The sequence below is a fragment of the Pseudomonas sp. MT92 genome, from assembly GCF_058792515.1.
In genome coordinates this window covers 242311-258462 of record NZ_JBXAFA010000011.1, presented here as the reverse complement: position 1 = coordinate 258462, position 16152 = coordinate 242311, and the positions used below count along the sequence as shown (strand labels likewise).

At 60.7% G+C, this 16152-nt stretch carries 15 protein-coding genes and 1 pseudogene; 6 read left to right on the top strand and 10 right to left on the bottom strand.

What is annotated here, in order from left to right:
- Window positions 1-58 precede the first annotated feature (58 nt).
- The 4 genes from AC1Q6D_RS21395 to AC1Q6D_RS21380 all read left to right on the top strand — a co-directional run bounded on the left by AC1Q6D_RS21395 (window position 59) and on the right by AC1Q6D_RS21380 (window position 4877).
- The gene (locus tag AC1Q6D_RS21395) at window positions 59-775 is read left to right on the top strand and encodes a response regulator transcription factor (protein WP_103405272.1); all 717 of its coding nucleotides are present in this window, start codon (window positions 59-61) and stop codon (window positions 773-775) included.
- On the top strand, window positions 772-2292 hold the full coding sequence (locus AC1Q6D_RS21390) for a sensor histidine kinase (protein WP_103405271.1): 1521 nt from the start codon (window positions 772-774) through the stop codon (window positions 2290-2292). Before AC1Q6D_RS21395 ends, AC1Q6D_RS21390 begins: the two co-directional genes overlap by 4 nt.
- Window positions 2293-2470: 178 nt before the next feature.
- The gene (locus AC1Q6D_RS21385) at window positions 2471-3175 is read left to right on the top strand and encodes a hypothetical protein (RefSeq protein ID WP_103405270.1); all 705 of its coding nucleotides are present in this window, start codon (window positions 2471-2473) and stop codon (window positions 3173-3175) included.
- A 271-nt stretch (window positions 3176-3446) separates the two neighbouring features.
- Window positions 3447-4877 (top strand): aminotransferase-like domain-containing protein, encoded by a 1431-nt coding sequence (locus tag AC1Q6D_RS21380; protein ID WP_103405269.1) that lies wholly within the window; start codon window positions 3447-3449, stop codon window positions 4875-4877.
- A gap of 145 nt (window positions 4878-5022) precedes the next feature.
- On the opposite strand, the gene AC1Q6D_RS21375 is transcribed toward AC1Q6D_RS21380, so the two are convergent.
- The 10 genes from AC1Q6D_RS21375 to AC1Q6D_RS21330 all read right to left on the bottom strand — a co-directional run bounded on the left by AC1Q6D_RS21375 (window position 5023) and on the right by AC1Q6D_RS21330 (window position 14329).
- Window positions 5023-5823, bottom strand: coding sequence for an N-acyl homoserine lactonase family protein (locus tag AC1Q6D_RS21375; RefSeq protein ID WP_103405268.1), 801 nt, complete (start codon window positions 5821-5823; stop codon window positions 5023-5025).
- A gap of 14 nt (window positions 5824-5837) precedes the next feature.
- Window positions 5838-6797 carry a diiron oxygenase gene (locus AC1Q6D_RS21370; protein WP_103405267.1) on the bottom strand — a complete coding sequence of 320 codons (960 nt, stop codon included), beginning with the start codon at window positions 6795-6797 and terminating at the stop codon, window positions 5838-5840.
- Between the two features lie 66 nt (window positions 6798-6863).
- Window positions 6864-7622, bottom strand: coding sequence for a TauD/TfdA family dioxygenase (locus AC1Q6D_RS21365; protein ID WP_103405266.1), 759 nt, complete (start codon window positions 7620-7622; stop codon window positions 6864-6866).
- 21 nt (window positions 7623-7643) lie between these two features.
- Window positions 7644-8516 (bottom strand): branched-chain amino acid aminotransferase, encoded by an 873-nt coding sequence (locus AC1Q6D_RS21360; protein ID WP_103405265.1) that lies wholly within the window; start codon window positions 8514-8516, stop codon window positions 7644-7646.
- A 31-nt stretch (window positions 8517-8547) separates the two neighbouring features.
- Window positions 8548-9900 (bottom strand): KamA family radical SAM protein, encoded by a 1353-nt coding sequence (locus AC1Q6D_RS21355; RefSeq protein ID WP_103405264.1) that lies wholly within the window; start codon window positions 9898-9900, stop codon window positions 8548-8550.
- 25 nt (window positions 9901-9925) lie between these two features.
- On the bottom strand, window positions 9926-10570 hold the full coding sequence (yfcF, locus tag AC1Q6D_RS21350) for a glutathione transferase (protein ID WP_103405263.1): 645 nt from the start codon (window positions 10568-10570) through the stop codon (window positions 9926-9928).
- A gap of 210 nt (window positions 10571-10780) precedes the next feature.
- A complete protein-coding gene (locus AC1Q6D_RS21345; protein WP_103405262.1) occupies window positions 10781-11266 on the bottom strand; it encodes a cupin domain-containing protein in 486 nt (161 codons plus the stop codon).
- Window positions 11267-11349: 83 nt separating this feature from the next.
- A complete protein-coding gene (locus tag AC1Q6D_RS21340; protein WP_103405261.1) occupies window positions 11350-11844 on the bottom strand; it encodes a RidA family protein in 495 nt (164 codons plus the stop codon).
- Between the two features lie 61 nt (window positions 11845-11905).
- On the bottom strand, window positions 11906-13186 hold the full coding sequence (locus tag AC1Q6D_RS21335) for an ATP-grasp domain-containing protein (protein WP_103405260.1): 1281 nt from the start codon (window positions 13184-13186) through the stop codon (window positions 11906-11908).
- A 42-nt stretch (window positions 13187-13228) separates the two neighbouring features.
- Window positions 13229-14329 (bottom strand): MFS transporter, encoded by a 1101-nt coding sequence (locus AC1Q6D_RS21330; RefSeq protein WP_103405259.1) that lies wholly within the window; start codon window positions 14327-14329, stop codon window positions 13229-13231.
- A gap of 150 nt (window positions 14330-14479) precedes the next feature.
- Between AC1Q6D_RS21330 and AC1Q6D_RS21325 the strand changes: the two genes are divergently transcribed.
- Together AC1Q6D_RS21325 and AC1Q6D_RS21320 are read left to right on the top strand one after the other, a co-directional pair.
- On the top strand, window positions 14480-15898 hold the full coding sequence (locus tag AC1Q6D_RS21325) for an aminotransferase-like domain-containing protein (protein ID WP_103405258.1): 1419 nt from the start codon (window positions 14480-14482) through the stop codon (window positions 15896-15898).
- Between the two features lie 133 nt (window positions 15899-16031).
- A pseudogene (locus AC1Q6D_RS21320) lies at window positions 16032-16142 on the top strand (DUF3077 domain-containing protein); the annotation flags it as partial.
- Window positions 16143-16152: the final 10 nt, after the last annotated feature.

The window sequence follows — 16152 nt, the reverse complement described above, 5'->3', positions numbered from 1 at the left end:
CGCCTGCCACGAGCAGCATTTCGCACAATGCATTCATTGCGCCGAAGGATTGAGCTGGATGGAACAGACCAAACGAGTCCTCGTGGTCGAGGACGATTTGCATATCGCCGACCTGATCTGCCTGCACCTGCGCGATGAGCAGTTCGAGGTGGTGCACTGCGCCGATGGCAACGAAGGCATGCGCCTGCTGCAGCAAGGCAGTTGGGATGCACTGATCCTCGACCTGATGTTGCCCGGCGTCGACGGCCTGGAAATCTGCCGGCGCGCCCGTGCCATGGCGCGCTACACCCCGATCATCATCACCAGCGCCCGCTCCAGCGAAGTGCACCGGATTCTCGGCCTGGAACTGGGGGCCGACGATTACCTGGCCAAGCCGTTTTCCATGCTTGAACTGGTGGCTCGGGTCAAAGCGCTGCTGCGCCGGGTCGACGCCATGGCGCGCAACCTGAAGATGGATGCTGGCAGCCTGATCCTCGACGGTCTGGCCATCGATCCGATCACCCGAGAAGTGTCCCTCGACGGTCGGCGCCTGGACCTCACGCCGCGAGAATTCGACTTGCTCTACTTCTTCGCCCGCCAACCCGGCAAGGTGTTTTCGCGCATGGACCTGCTCAATGCCGTGTGGGGCTACAGCCACGAAGGCTACGAACACACGGTCAACACCCACATCAACCGCCTGCGCGCCAAGATCGAGACCGACCCGGCGCAACCGGTGCGCATCCTGACGGTGTGGGGGCGCGGCTACAAATTCGCGACCGGGGAGGAGCAGTCATGAGGTTAACCCTGACACAACGCCTGTCGCTGGTGTTCGCCGTGTTGCTGCTGGTGTGCTGCGGTACGTCGGCGTGGATGCAGGTGCGCTCCAACCAGATGCACGAGCAAGAAGTGGTGCAAGGTTTGTCCCGGGACCTGGCGCAACACATCGCCAGCGACACGGTGCTGATGGACACCAAGGGCCTGATGCCCGGTGCCGTGCGCGATCTGTTCAGCCAGTTGATGCTGGTCAACCCGAGTGTCGAGGTGTACCTGCTCGACACCGAGGGCAAGATTGTCGGCAGCGCCGCGCCGGAGGGTCGGATACACCGCGAGCGCGTCGACCTGGCGCCGATCCAGCGCCTGCTCAGGGGCGACGCCTTGCCGATTCCCGGTGACGATCCACGCAGCGTCGACGGGCGCAAGGTGTTCAGCGCCGCGCCGCTCAAGGTCGATGGCAAACCGGCCGGGTATCTCTATGTGGTGTTACTCGGCGAAGACCATGATCGCCTCGCCGAACGCGGTGCGACCAGCGCGGCGCTGAATGCCGCGCTGCTGTCCATCGGCTTGGTAGCGTTGCTGTGCCTGATCGCCGGTCTCACGGCGTTCGCCCTCATCACCCGGCCATTGCGCCGCCTGACCGAGACCGTCAGCCAGTTCGACATCGACGGCGTTCCGGTCACGCCGCCCACAGCGGCTCCGATGGAGAAAGCCGCCAGCCATGACGAAATCGCCATACTCGACGCCACGTTCCGGCAGATGCAGGCACGCCTCAGTGAACAATGGCGCACCTTGACCCGCCAGGATCAGGAGCGCCGCGAACTGGTGGCGAACATCTCCCACGACCTGCGCACCCCGCTCGCGTCGCTGCATGGTTACCTGGAAACCCTGTCGCTCAAGGATGCCACCCTGTCCCCCGCCGACCGTCGTCGTTACCTGGGCATTGCGCTGGACCAGAGCCGCAAGGTCGGTGGCCTGGCGCAATCGCTGCTGGAACTGGTGCGACTCGAACATGGCTTCGTGCAACCGGTGCTGGAGCGCTTCTCCCTGACCGACCTGGCCCAGGACATCTTCCAGAAATTCGAGCTGACGGCCGAGGCGCGTCAGGTCGAATTGAAGGCCACGTTTGCCCCTCACGTTTCGGCGGCCTGCGCTGATCTGGGGTTGATCGAACGGGTGCTGACCAACCTGTTCGACAATGCCTTGCGCCATACCCCACCCGGTGGCGAGATCGAACTCGGCTTGCGGCCACAGGGATCGTTTGTTGAAGTCACCGTCAGTGACACCGGCCCCGGCATCGCCCCCGAGCTGCGCGAAGGCCTGTTCCTGCGGCCGTTCAATATTGGCGGGGCACGGCGTGATGGCGGGTTGGGCCTGCGGATCGTGCACCGCATCCTGCAATTGCACGGCCGCGACATTCAGTTGATCGATGTGCCGGGGCGCGGCGCAACGTTCCGCTTCTCTCTCGCAGTGGATGAAGCCACCGCGTCGGCGTTGGCAGAGCGTTCAATGAACCTGAACACACCGGGGCACGCCTGACGGGCCGAGGCGTCCCATCGCGGGCAAGCCTGCACCTGCAGCGAGGTGCACGCCTTGATTTGCTCCGTTGGCCTGTTGGTCCGTGACAACCCCGCCCCGGTCCAATAGATTAGGCGGCCTGAAAAGGCCCCCGTGCTTTCTCGCCTCTATTCAAGTTAAAAGAAGTAGTGAATTTTCAATGTCCGATTCCAACACCGCTGAATCCGTAGTCACCTTGTCGTCCAAAGCGGAATACGAAAACTCCATCAATCTTTCACAACACGTGCCTCAGGCGAAAACCATCAGTGAGATGGTCCTCGACGCGTTTCAATCGAGCCGTGAAAGCGATCAGATCCGCGAACTGCGCGCGGCGATTCGCCAGGCCCACGACAACTTCGACGACGATAAGGCTTACGAGTTGATGGGCGAACTCAAGCAGCTCAAGGACGCCGAAGCGGCCGACATCGCCGCCCTGGAAGACCTGAGCAGCAAGTTCCCGATCAGCCGCATCCTCTCCAGCTTCAAGGACGACCCGGCCTTTCAGGAGATCGTTTACGGGCTGGCATTGAAGGTGCTGAACCAGACGCACCAGGCCATCAGCAACCCGAGCAGCGGCAAGAGCAAGGCGGCGCGAGCCAAGAAGGATGCCGAAGTGTTCACCATCAGCAAGGACGGCATGAGCGTGACCCTGCCGCTGCGCACTCCGCGTTCGCGCTTTAACGTTGACCGTGACGCCCTGGAATTCCTGGGCTTTACCTTCGTCGGCGAAGGCGATGAAGCCGAGTTGGAAAGTGATACGTTCCTGGACAACAGCGGCGCCCCCCAAGCCGTCAACCGCAAGAACATCATCACCGCCCTGCAGCAGCAAACCGCGTTCGACGGCTACAGCATCGCCGCGCAGTAACCCGATACACCCTCGACTTGCCCTGGTGTGAGGGGGCCCCCTCGCCACAGGCAAGTCATCTCGCCACAAGACCCCATAGACTCATTTAAGAGCCCCGCCCCAGCGCGGGGCTTTTTATTGCCCGTGATTCCTCGCAATCCGCGATTACTCTTCCAGTATCGACGCCAGAACCACCTTCCCTTAAACCCTTGAGCACCACGGGTCCGCCTGCGGGGGAGCGTCACCTCACTTTCCAGCCCAAGACCTCAGTGGTGCGATTGCTGAGGTCATCATGAACACGACGCCCTTGTATCGTCAGCTAGCCAACCACTACCTGGACGCCATCCGCAGCGGCACCCTGAAAACCGGTGAACGATTTCCCTCGATTCGGCTGATGATGGAAAAGCACGCCGTCAGCCTGTCGACCGCGGTGCAGGTGTGCCGCGAGCTGGAGGACTACGGAGTGCTGGAAGCGCGGCCACGCTCCGGCAACTACATCCGCCAGCCCGACACACCGGTCAAACCCGCCCCCGCCGCCCCGCCGCCACTTCTGGACACCGGGGTCTACGTCGGCATTCACGAACAGGTGTCCTCGGTGCTCAAGGCCAGCCAGCGGGCGACGATCAAGGTCAATTTCGCCAGTGCCTACTGCGCACCGCAGCTGTACCCGCTCAAGACCCTGCAAGACAACATGATCAAGGCGCTGCGCCACGATCAGCATTTGCTCGATGCCGCCGGCTCGACCTGCGGCAACAGCGCATTGCGCAACATACTGGCCCGTCGGGCGCTGACCACCAAGACCCATCTGACAGCCGATCGCATCGTGATCACCAACGGCGCCACTGAAGCGATCAACCTGGCATTGCGCGCGGTGACCCGGCCCGGCGACGCCGTGGCCGTGGAATCGCCGACGTTTTACGGCCTGCTGCAAATTCTCGAAAGCCTGAACCTGCGCGTACTGGAAGTCCCGGCCACGCCCCACAGCGGGATCAATCTTCTGGCCCTCGAACAACTGCTGCAAGGTCCGGAACGGATCAAGGCGCTGATCGTCATTCCCAACCTGCACAACCCGCTGGGCAGCATCATGCCGGATGCCAACAAGGCGCTGCTGGTTCAGTTGTGCACCGAACACAACACCGTGCTGATCGAGGACGACACCTACGGCGATCTGGTGGACACCGAGCAGCCGTTATCCACGCTCAAACACTGGGACCGCACCGGCAACCTGATCTATTGCGCTTCACTGAACAAAACCCTGGCGCCGGGCATACGCCTGGGCTGGATCAGCGCGGGGAAATGGCACGACCGCGTGGAGATGCTCAAACACACCCAATCCCGTGGGTGCGAGGCGTTGTCGCAACTGGCAGTCAGTGCGTTCATGGGGACACCGTCCTACGAACGTTACCTGCGTCGCTTGCGCAAAACCCTGACGCAACAGCGCCTGCAAATGAGCGCAGCGATCACCCGCTACTTTCCCCAGGGCACCGGCGTGACCCACCCGCAGGGCGGTACCTTGCTGTGGGTGGAACTGCCGCGCGAGCACTCGGCCATGGCGTTTTTCCATGAGGCGCTGAAGGTCGGCATCCAGATTTCCCCTGGGGATATCTTTTCCAATGCCAAGCGTTTCAATCACTTTGTGCGCATTGGCTGCGGAACGCCGTATTCCCCAAAAATCGACGAGGCACTGCAGACTTTGGGGCGCATCCTCAAGGACCGTGGCTAGCCCACAGGGGATCTTCAAGACTCATGCACGACCACCATCAACTGTGGGAGCTGGCCTGCCAGCGATGGCGTCTTGTCAGACGCAGTGCTGTTGCCTGTGCCGCCGCCATCGCGAGCAGGCTCGCTCCCACAGGTTTGGGTGTTCTTCAGGTCGGGGATAGGTGCAGGCTGATGATGTGCGGATCGTCGTTCCAGTGCGGGAAGCGTTCGGCGATCAGGGGGTCGTGGCCGGGAATCACGTGGTCTTCGCTGTCGGCCAGGCGGTCGATTTCGCTGAAGGCCTCAAGGGTCTGCGCCAGGTCGTCGAGGATCGGGAACGGGCTGCGCTCACGGATGTTGACCCACAAATGCGCGGCATCCGAGGCCAGCACGATCCAGCCGCGTTCGGTATTGACCCGCACCACCTGACTGCCGGGTGTATGCCCACCCACCGGGTGCAGCGTCACACCGGGCATCACCTCGACCGTACCGCCGTGCAAGCGCATCCGCCCTTCGAACAACGGCGGCAGCGCCGACATCACATCGTCGACCTCGTAGGTTTTATTCACGGTGCGATGAGCCATTTTCGGTCCGGTGCAGAAGCGCAGCTCCGCTTCCTGCAGATGCACCGTGGCCTTGGGAAACAGCCCGAGATTGCCGGCGTGGTCCCAGTGCAGATGCGTCAGGATCAGGTGCTCGACCTGCGCCGGATTGATGTCCAGTTGCCGCAGGGATTCCTCCGGCAGGCGGTACATCTGACGATGGCGCCGATCCGCCGTGGCCGGTTGAAAACAGGTGTCGACCACGATCACTTGTTGCTCGTTGCGGATGACCCAGAAGTAATAATCCAGCGGCATCGGCGCATTGGGATCACCGCAGCAGGCGTCGTAAAGGAAATTCTCCCGTGCGGTGCGCTGGGCATTGGCGCCGACACGGATGGCGAACACTTCGTACACAGGAACTGACATGGGCGCCTCCGGGTTCAGGCCGCTGCGGTGGTGTTGAGGGTCGGACGAAAATCGAAATCGATCTGCTCGCTGATGCCCAGATCCTGCGCCAGACGATGCAGGCCGCTGTAGTCGCGCATGATGGTGGCGTTCTTGTTGCTCTCGCGGGTGTCGGCAATGATCAGCGCGGCGTCTTCGACCCCAAGCTGCGTCAGAATCGCCTCCCACATCGAGTAGTCCTGGGCGATAAAGGCACTCAGTGCCTGCGACAAGGTGCGTGCGAAAAATGCCTGCTGAGGCGCCTGCATGTTGGCGTACATCACCTTGGCCACTTCGGCCAGCACCTTGCTGTGGGCGTACTCATCGCGGTTGTGCTGTTCGGCCACGCGGCGGTTTTGCGGCTGGATGGTCTGGTCGTCCGCCAGAAGATCCAGATAGGCGTTGACGCTGATCTCGGCCACCACCGCAAAGGTGATCGACGCCAGATCCTTCTGCCATTGTTCGGCCAACGATTCACGCAGGGCCAGCAGGCGCAGGTAGGTGACGGACGGCGGCAAGTCCAGATCCTGATCCAGTGCCCGGTCGACCTTGGTGCGCTCGATGGCCCGCAGGTGCATCAGCGTGTGGTAGTGCTCATCGATCAGGGTTTGCTGCATCGCCTCGCGAAAATGCCAGTCGTCCTTGCCCAGGTACTGGTTGGCAATGACGCTCAGCGCCGGATTCACGACGTGCTCTTCGGCGGTGACGGTGCGCAGGTTGTAGCCGATCCAGCCCCAGGTCACCACGCTGCTCTTGAGCGTTTCGCTCAAAGACTGGAATTTGGGGTGATGGAAAAACGGCACCATGCGCTCGGGGTAATCCGGGCGCGCCGGGTCGAACACTTCATCGACCGACCACTTGTCCGGCGAGCAGACGGTGGCGCGCCGGGTCCAGGCCTGATTGAGCCGCACGATCAGTTGATGATCGACCTTGGCGATCTCGATTGCTGTTTGCATGACGCGATACCTGTAAGACGCGTACCCACCAGGGGTACGCCAAAAGAATGAAGGGCGACGGAAAAATCAGGCCAGCCAATAGCGGGTCAGGTGGCGCGCCGGGTCAGTGTAACGACTGCGGGCGTGGATCATTCGCCAGTTGTCCCAAATCAGCATGCAGCCATCGGGAATCAGCACCGGGATGTTGTGCTCGACGAAATACGCCTCGCCGAGCGTGGCAAACCTGGCCAGTGGCGAGCGGCTGTTGGCGACCTGGGATTGCTGCAAGGCTTCCTTGGAAGGATTCACGTCGCCGTAGTGAAACTGGTTGTAACTGAAGCGGAAAATATCGCCGTCCTCTGTCGGCGTCAGGATGTACTCCTTGACCCGGCTTTGCGCGGGTTCGCCGGGTTTGGCAGTCGCGACAAACTCCACCGGCGTGTCGTCCAGCCACTCGCGCAGTTCCGGCTCGGTGCGCTCCAGGGACTTCAGGAATTCGTAACCGTCCACCAAGCCGGTATGCCCGCCACCGCAAGTCGCCTGATGGTGACAATGCAGGGCCAGGTAACGCGGTGGCGGCCCGTATACCGGCGCTTCGGTATGGGGGCCGATGCTGTTCATGCTCTGGGAGTACGGCAAGTCTTCGTAGCCCGGTTTGCGGGTAATGGCAAAGGCCGTTTGCCCGTTGAACTGCGGAATGATCGAACCGAACTCATGCAATGTGCCTGTCACGTCATGGGCGAATTCGCCGGGGGTCAGGACAGTCCAGCCACGGGTCGACAATTCTTCATGGCGATGATCGAGTGAGACGTAAGGTTTGGACGCAACAATCCCTTGATTTGGCATGGTGAAATTCCTGGCGGTTGATCAGGCGTTTACGGTTGAGGTGTAGGCAGCAATGAATTGGCGACAGGCATCACCCGGTCGATAGTGCTGCTCATCGATGCTCTGTACGGGGGTGATTTCGGCGGCGGTGCCTGTAAGAAAACACTCATCGAAGTCGCCCAGTTGCGTCGGCAGAATCGTCGCTTCGACCACCTGATAATCCAGGGCCGTGGCCAGCTCGATCACGGTCTGCCGGGTAATGCCGTTGAGGAAGCAGTCGGGTACCGGCGTGTACAGCGTCCGGCCTTTGACGAAGAACACGTTGGCACTGGTGGCTTCAGCGACGTGGCCGCGCCAGTCGAGCATCAAGGCGTCGTGGTAACCGTTGTTTTCTGCGTCGTGCTTGCTCAGTGTGGCGATCTGGTAATGCCCGGACGCCTTGGCCTCGAAAGGACTGCTGCTCGGCGGTGGACGTCGCCAGGTGGCGGTCTTCAACCGGATACCGGCCATGCGCGCCGCCGGATCGAAATAGCTCGGCCATTGCCAGCAAGCGATGGCCACATGCACGCGATTGAAGCGCGCCGAGGTGGAAATCATCTCGCTGCCGCGCCAGGCCACCGGTCGCAGGTAACCGTCGCTGACGTTGTTGCGTTGCAGCAGTTCGTGGCTGGCCGCTTCCAGTTCGACCAGTTCAAACGGGATCGCAAAATCCATCCATTGCGCCGACCGATACAGACGCTCGCTGTGTTCGCGCAGCTTGAAGATCTTGCCGTTGTAGACGCGCTCCCCTTCATACACCGTGCTGGCGTAATGCAAGCCGTGGCTGAGTACGTGCAGGCGCGCCTGGGACCACTCGACGAACTCGCCGTCGAGCCAGATCCATCCTTCGCGTTGATCAAACGGGATACCGCTCATGTCCTTGTCTCCCCAGTGTTCAAGATTCGTCCTACGCCGTTTGCAGTAGGACCGGTATCAATTCGGGCGCTGACTCAAGCAACCGCTCAGGCTCGTTCTGAAAGAAAAACCTTCGCTCGCCAAAGGCCGGTTGCAAGTCATCGAACCAGGTCACCTGCGGATCGAAGCGCGCGTAAAAGGTGCGCAGCACCCATTGCGGATCGCGGGCCTGGAGGAACTGCAGGACAAAGACTTTTTCCCCGGCGACAGTCTCGATGCCGTTGATCAACACCTTGCCGTAGAAGGTGCTCATGGACGGCCCGCGCACCGTGCGCGCAAGGCCCGACACCGTGCGGTACGCGGCCTGGAAGATTTCGAACGCCCGGGCCAGCGGCATCGCGAAGTAATGGCTGGGGCCGGTGTCGCGCTCGACGAACATGTAATAAGGCACCGCCCCGAGCCGCACGCCTTCGGTCCACAGCGCCGCCCAATCGGCAGGGTTTTCGTTGATGTGGCGGATCACCGGCGCCTGCATGCGCAGGGTCGCGCCCGTGGAGCGGATGCGTTCGACAGCCTGACGGGCAATGTCCTGGCGAATTTCCACCGGGTGGTTGTAGTGCCCCATGATCGACAGGTTTTTCCCGGCCGCGACGATCCGCTTGAACAGCGCCAGCAGCTGTGGCGCGTCCTTGTCAGTGACGAATCGTTGCGGCCAATACGCCACCGACTTGGTGCCGATGCGGATGCTCTTCAGGTGGGGCAATTCCAGTAGCGGCTCGATGTACCCGGCCAGGGATCGGCTGTTCATGATCAGCGGGTCGCCGCCGGTGATCAGCACATCGGTAACCTCGGTGTGCACCCGCAGGTAACTCACCAGTTCCTGGGATTCGCGCGCATTGAACTTGAGTTCTTCTTCGCCGATGAACTGCGCCCAACGGAAACAGAAGGTGCAGTACGCATGACAGGTCTGACCGGCACCGGGGAAAAACAGCACGGTCTCGCGGTACTTGTGCTGAATGCCCGGCAGGACTTTTCCGTCGAGGGTGACGCCGTTGTGCGTCAGCTGCCCCGCCGGGTGCGGGTTCATGCGTAGCCAGATCGCCTCGATCCGCCGCTTGATGGCGGCGCTGTCGTCCTGCTCGATCAACTGCTTGAGCGATTGGTACTCGTCTGGCAGCAGCATGTCCTTGTGGGGAAAGGTCATGCGGAAAATCGGATCGTCCGGAATGTTGTTCCAGTCGATCAGTGTTCCCAATACGTATTCGTTGGTACGAAAGGGCATGACCCGGGCCACCACGGTCATGGCCTCCTGCAACGCGGGTGTCAGCTTGTGCCAGTACGGCGTGTCGCGGATGGTGCGTGCGTTATAGGGTTTGTATTTTTCGTGCTCTGACAGTCCTTGCATGGCAGCGCTCCTGTACTGGCGGTGGTTACTGGATGGCGGGCGCTTTGCGCTCTAAGTCCATCCATGCCCGGACGCTGTCGCGGTCCCATTGGCGCTGCACATAAGCCGCGAGGCGCGCCGGGACCGGATCGCCGTTGGCAACCAGTCGGTTGAGCATGATCGCCAGGTCGGTGTCGGCAATGCTCCAGTCGCCGAACAGGTGCTCGGCGCCCTCCTTCAGCAAGCGGTCCGCCACGAAGATCAACCGGTCGACGGCGGCCCGGGCCTCGTCGGACAACGGCGTGTCCTTCCTGCCGAAATACACCAGGTCAAACGGACGCTCCCTGCGCACCACGAGCAGGTCGCTGCGCAACCAGGCCTGCAATTGACGGGCACGGGCGCGTTGCTTGATGTCTTGCGGGTAAATTCTTTTTGAGTCTGGAACGAGTTCTTCCAGATACTCGGCAATGGCTGAAGACTCCGAAAGCGCAAAACCTTCGTGAACTAACACCGGGATTTTGCAAGTCAGCGAAAGATCGCGGTAACTTTCCAGATAGTTGTCACGCGCCTTCAAATCCAGCGTAACCAGCTCAAAAGAAAGTTGCTTTTCCTTTAAAGCCACAAAAGCCGACATGGCAAAAGCACTGACATAGTCCGCACCCAGATACAGCTTTAATTTCGTACTTTCCATAGAACGCTCCCTTGCATCAAACACATTAATCCGTTGCATTTGAAGCGATCGTAGTAAGTTGATTAAGCGCTGAACAGATACAGAAATTATCTGTTTTTATCGATACAGAAATTAGAGCATTTCAATTGTCCGAAGGCATTTTTGAGGTGCGTAAAAATCAAAAAAGGGAGTCAGCGTATGCGGACTCCCTGGTGTGCAGCCGAGAAGAAATTACAGTGGGCGGGGTATCAGGCCAACGTTGGCGGCGTGATTGGACAGCAATGCCATTTGCGGCATGTTGCTGAGGTTGAGCATGGCCAGAGGCTCGGTGGTGCTGGTGTTGACGAAGCCGTGGCAGGTCCAGGCCGGCACCAGCAAGACATCCCCGGGGCCGACGTTTACCTCGTCTGCATCCCCCAGTGACAACGTACCGCTGCCCGACTGGATGATGAACAGATGCCACCAGGCATGGGCATGGCCATTGAGTGTTGAACCGGGCACCAGCCATTGCATGGACACCGCCATGCCGGGCGTCAATTGGCAACCTTCCAGCGTATTATCGTGGGCCAGCGCAACTATATCGACGTCGCTAGCCTCGAGGGTCTGGCGCATATCGCCAAGTTCGGAACATCTCCACACACGAGGTTTGATCGGTTGCCGATCCAGACTCTGACGAAAGTCCTTATATGAAAAAAACGCACCCTGAACGTTATTCATTAGCTGCTTCCAACTTATTCTGCCGAACTGTATTACCCGACCTTAGGCCAACCCTTCAACAGTGTAAAGCCGGCCAACTTCATTTATAACGCCGACGGTCGCAACGCCACGATCATATCCACTTCAATGGCCGCATTTTTTGGCAATTGATAAACACCGACTGTGGTGCGTGTATGTTTCCCGGCGTCACCCAGTACGTGACTGAACACATCCGACGCACCGTTGGCGACTTCACTGAGGTCGACAAAATCGGCCGTGGACTTCACATACACCGTTACCCGAATCAATGACTTGATCTTGTCCAGCGAACCGATGGCATCCACGATCAGCGCCAACCCCCGCATTGCACTGATGCTGGCGGCCGCCTGCGCGTCCGCCATGTCGAGTTCCAGTCCAACCCGCCCCGGGTAGTGGATTTTGCCGTTCATGCGCGGCACCAGACCGCTGATATACAGTTCATCGTGATGACGAATCAGCGGCGCGTAATGCCCGCCTGCGGTGTTTTCGCCGTAGATGTCATAGTCGAATTCCCGTGCCAGAGCGATGAAGCGCTCATCACAGGTCATGTGTGCATTCATTTACCTTTCCCTCTTGATCAATACTGCAAAAATCATCGATCGCCGCGGCTTGATCCACGACTCAACCCACAGCCCTTGCCGGTGCGGCCAGGCTGGTGATCCCGACACTTGATTCAATGGCCTCGGCCAGACGCAACAGGTCCACGCTGAGGTCCTCGTATCGCTCGTTGAACAACACGATGTGGCCGATGAACGAAAAGTTGTCTTTCACCAGTGCACTGACCGAATCACCGATGCGCTTGGTCAGCACCGCTTCCACCAGCTCGATGTTCAGCGAACGGACCAGCGACGGGATGTCCGGTACATCCCGCAGGATGCCGCCGGTGTTCGCTCGCAACAGGCGTATGCCGCAGTAGCCGCGCGGCACCGGATCGTGGTTGGCGACCTGGCCTTCCACGGCCCAGCGGACCCAGCGCTCCCACGGGTCGAAGTCGATGAACGCCTTACGTGCCAGGTCCCAGATGTGCATGCCACCGGGACGCATGTTGGTTTCCACCGCCGAGGTGCGGTGATTGGCCCTGTGGAACACTTCGTTGTGCCAGGCCCCGTTGTCCTGCGATACCAACCCGGCCATGTGTCGGCCGGCGGCCATCAGCCGCGCCTGTGCGTCCTCTGCCAAAGGGGCGGGCACCACTTGCTGGATTTCGGCGCGGTAGGCGCCATCGGTGGTGGTTTTCTCGGTGATCCAGGTGCTTCCGGCGACATAGTCCCAGCTGTATTCCCGGGCGTTCTGGATCAACTCTTCGAGTACGATGCCCCCCTCGCGATAGGGCTTGAGCGCCTGCCATGCCTCGTCGCACTCGGACGGGTGCCGAATGACCCGGCAGCCGCGGCTGGCACCTTCGCAGGCAGGCTTGATGAACGCCTTGCCGCCCATTTCGATCACGCGCTGGCGCAGTTCCGCAAGGCTCTCGATCCGGGTGGAAAGGATCGGCCGGTAATCCTCGGGCGCCTCTGTGGCCGTCGCTTCGAGCTGACGGAAAATCTGTTTGTCGAGCCCCGCCCGCGCCTCGGCCGGGGTGATGCCGGGCAGGCCGAAATGGCTGGCCAGCGCCGCACCGAGCAGCACACCGCGATCCGAAAACGGCAGCACCCCAATCAGCTTCCAGCGATCGGCATCAAGGCAACCGACCACCAGTTCGAGAGAGGCCGGAACGTCTTTCTCGGCCAGCGATGTACTGCAAACATGATCAGCGACCTGATCGTCCTGGGGCTGGATCTGCTCGACCAGCAGGATGAGCCGCGCGTTGTACAGCGACTTGCACAAATCGCGCAGCTTCTGGACATCGTGAACCCGGCTGCCGTTGTACCCCACCACTACTACACATGAAGTCGTATTCATAAAATCCCCGACTTGCAAAATGAAAACCGAAACGGCGATGACTCAGTCGTGCAGCGACGCGATCGATTTACGGTTGAGCCAATACCAGACCAGAATCCCGCCAGCGCCGATGGCCGCCAGCACCAGCGCGTTATAGGGCGGCGGCATGACCCGCATGATCAACACGGTCAACCCGGCGCCGACGCCCAGGGACACTTCCTTGACGAACATGTTGTTCTGCTTGACCGAGAAGTAATCGAGGTGACTGAACGCGCACTCGGCGATGGACAGCAGCGCCACCCAGACCAGCGCGCCGACCAGGGTTTCGACGTGGAACGCCGCCGGTGAAGACAGCACCGCAAAACCGCCGACGATGATGGCGATCACTGTCAGCACCTTGAAGCGCCCGGTGCGCTCGATCAGTTTCATGACCGGCACTTGCGCGAAGACCACCACGGCGCTGTTGAGGATCAGCATCAGGCCGTACCAGGCCGGCAGTTCGCCGGTCTTGAGCAGGATCGCTTGCGGCAGGATCGAGAACACGCCAAACAGCTTGATGCCCATGATGACGCCGGCGATGACCCACGGCAGTTTGTTGCCCCAGCCGCTGCCTTCCTGGCCGGCGGGACGGGCAACCACGGGATCGCAGGTGAAGGTCGCCCCCATGGCGATGGGCAGGCACAGCAGGACAAAACCGGCCGCGCCGAGGAAAAACAGGGAGGGGGTCAGCAATGGCGAGAGCAGGATCAGACCTGCCACCAGGCTGCCCATGTTCATGGCAACGCGGTTGTAGGCCGCGCCTTCCTTGGTCTGTGCCGCTTCGCTCTTGATCAGGTAACCGGCAATCGCGATGCCGTAGGCAAACAGCGCCGCGGCAAACATGACAACGCCCTGGTTGTGGGTGACGGCCAACAGCACCAGGCCGGCGGCAGCGCACAGCAGCGTGACACTCAGGGAACGGCGACCGAGGACCAGCAACGTCAACGGCAGCAGCAACAACAAGGCCCGATACCCCAGGGCCAGAATGCTGTTGGTGGCGGTATCGAGCCAGACGTTGGCCTTGCCCAACACCGCGAACAACGCCACGGCCGTGATGATTCGAATGGTGAACAAGCGCAGGTTGATCACCGGTTTCGCCACGACGGCGGTTGTTTCTAAACTCATGCGGCACCTCATGAACCTGGCGACTGAACGACTGGCAACAGGTCGATAATCCGAAAACTTTCCAAAGTGATAGTAAAAAGAGATGCCTGTCTTGATCAGAGCAAGTTCGTATAGAATCAAACGAACTTTACTGCCGGAGAGACCAGTAAAATGCAGGCTCAGCGAGCAGTGATCGCCGCTATCGAGTTCCAGCCAGGTGTGCCGCTGGTCCAGCAGATCGTCGATCAACTCACGGTGGCGATCAGCCAGGGCGGCCTGCCCCACGGCTCCAGGCTGCCGCCGATTCGCGAACTCTCCGACTTGATGCACGTGGGCAAGTCCACGGTGGTCGACGCCCTGGACCGCTTGCGGGCCAAGGGCCTGGTGGTTTCCCGCCAGGGTTCGGGGCATTACGTGCACCGCTCCAGCACTACGCTGCCAGCCAACGCCGGGCCGGACCTGCTCCCGCAAGACACCCTCAGCGTCGTCCGCCGCGCCGTGCTGCTGGACAATGGTGCGCTGCGCCCAGGGGCCGGTTTTCTGCCGTCCTCGTGGTTGCCTGCCGAAGAATTGCTCAAAGCCGTGCGCGGAACGCTTCGCGCGACCACCTTGCGCATGGGCGAATACGGCAACGCCAGCGGTTACCTGCCTCTGCGCCAGGCCTTGCGGGTCAAGATGTCGACCTTGGGCATCGAGGCGCCGGTGCAGCAGATCATCACCACCGCCAACACCGTACAAGCCATCGACATGCTGATGCGCCTGCTGGTCAAACCCGGCGACACGGTGCTGCTCGATGACCCGTGTTACTTCACGATGCACACCAATCTGGCCTGGCATGGCGTCAAGGTCATTACCATCCGCCGCGAGTGCGACGGCATGGACCTGGACGCGTTCGAGCAACTGCTGATCACCCATCGTCCCGTGCTCTACATGACCAACAATGCCCTGCACAACCCGACCGGGCATTCGTTCACCTCGGCGCAGGTTTACCGCTTGGTGGAGCTGAGCCATCGCTACAACTTCCACATCCTCGAAGACGATTTGTACTGCGACATGCAGCAACGTCGAACGCCGCGCCTGGCCGCGAGCGGGCTGGACAATGTCTCTTACGTCTCCGGGTTTTCCAAAACCCTGACCGCCAATAGCCGCGTCAGCTTCGCCGTGCTGTCACCGCAACTGGCGGCGCGGATGGTGACGTTGAAAATGGCCTGCGGTGGCATGACCTCGGAAATGGCCGAGCAGATTATCTGCACCATGCTCAGCGACGGCAGCTACGCCAAACACATGCGCCGCACGGTGGACCGGCTCTATGAGTCGAACAGCCGGGTGGCGGCGTGGCTGGGCGAAGCCGGGTGTTCGGTGTCATCGCTGCCAGGGGAAGGGTTGTACATCTGGACCCGATTGCCAGAAGGATTCAAAGCCGAGTGCCTGGCCAGAAAGGGTCTGGAAATCGACCTGGTACTGGCACCGGGAACCTTGCTCAGCAAATCGCAGGATGCCAATCAGTTTCTAAGATTCAACGTGGCGCACAGTGATCACGTGCAGGTGCGGGAGCGGTTTTTCCGGTTGCTGGACAAGCCGCAAAAATAACTGACTGTCTTCGATCCTGTGGGAGCGGGCTTGCCCGCGAAGAGGGCGTCACATTCAGCATCAATGTCGCCAGACCCACCGCCATCGCGGGCAAGCCCGCTCCCACAGGGGTTTCGCTGTGCAATGAGATCCCCGGCCAGCAGATCGCCACGCCTGGGCCTCACACTTCTTGCAGGACATGAGCAAGGCCATCATCGATGACGTGGTGAAGGTGCTCGATGCACCGTGTAACAACCGCGCATAAATGAAAAAGC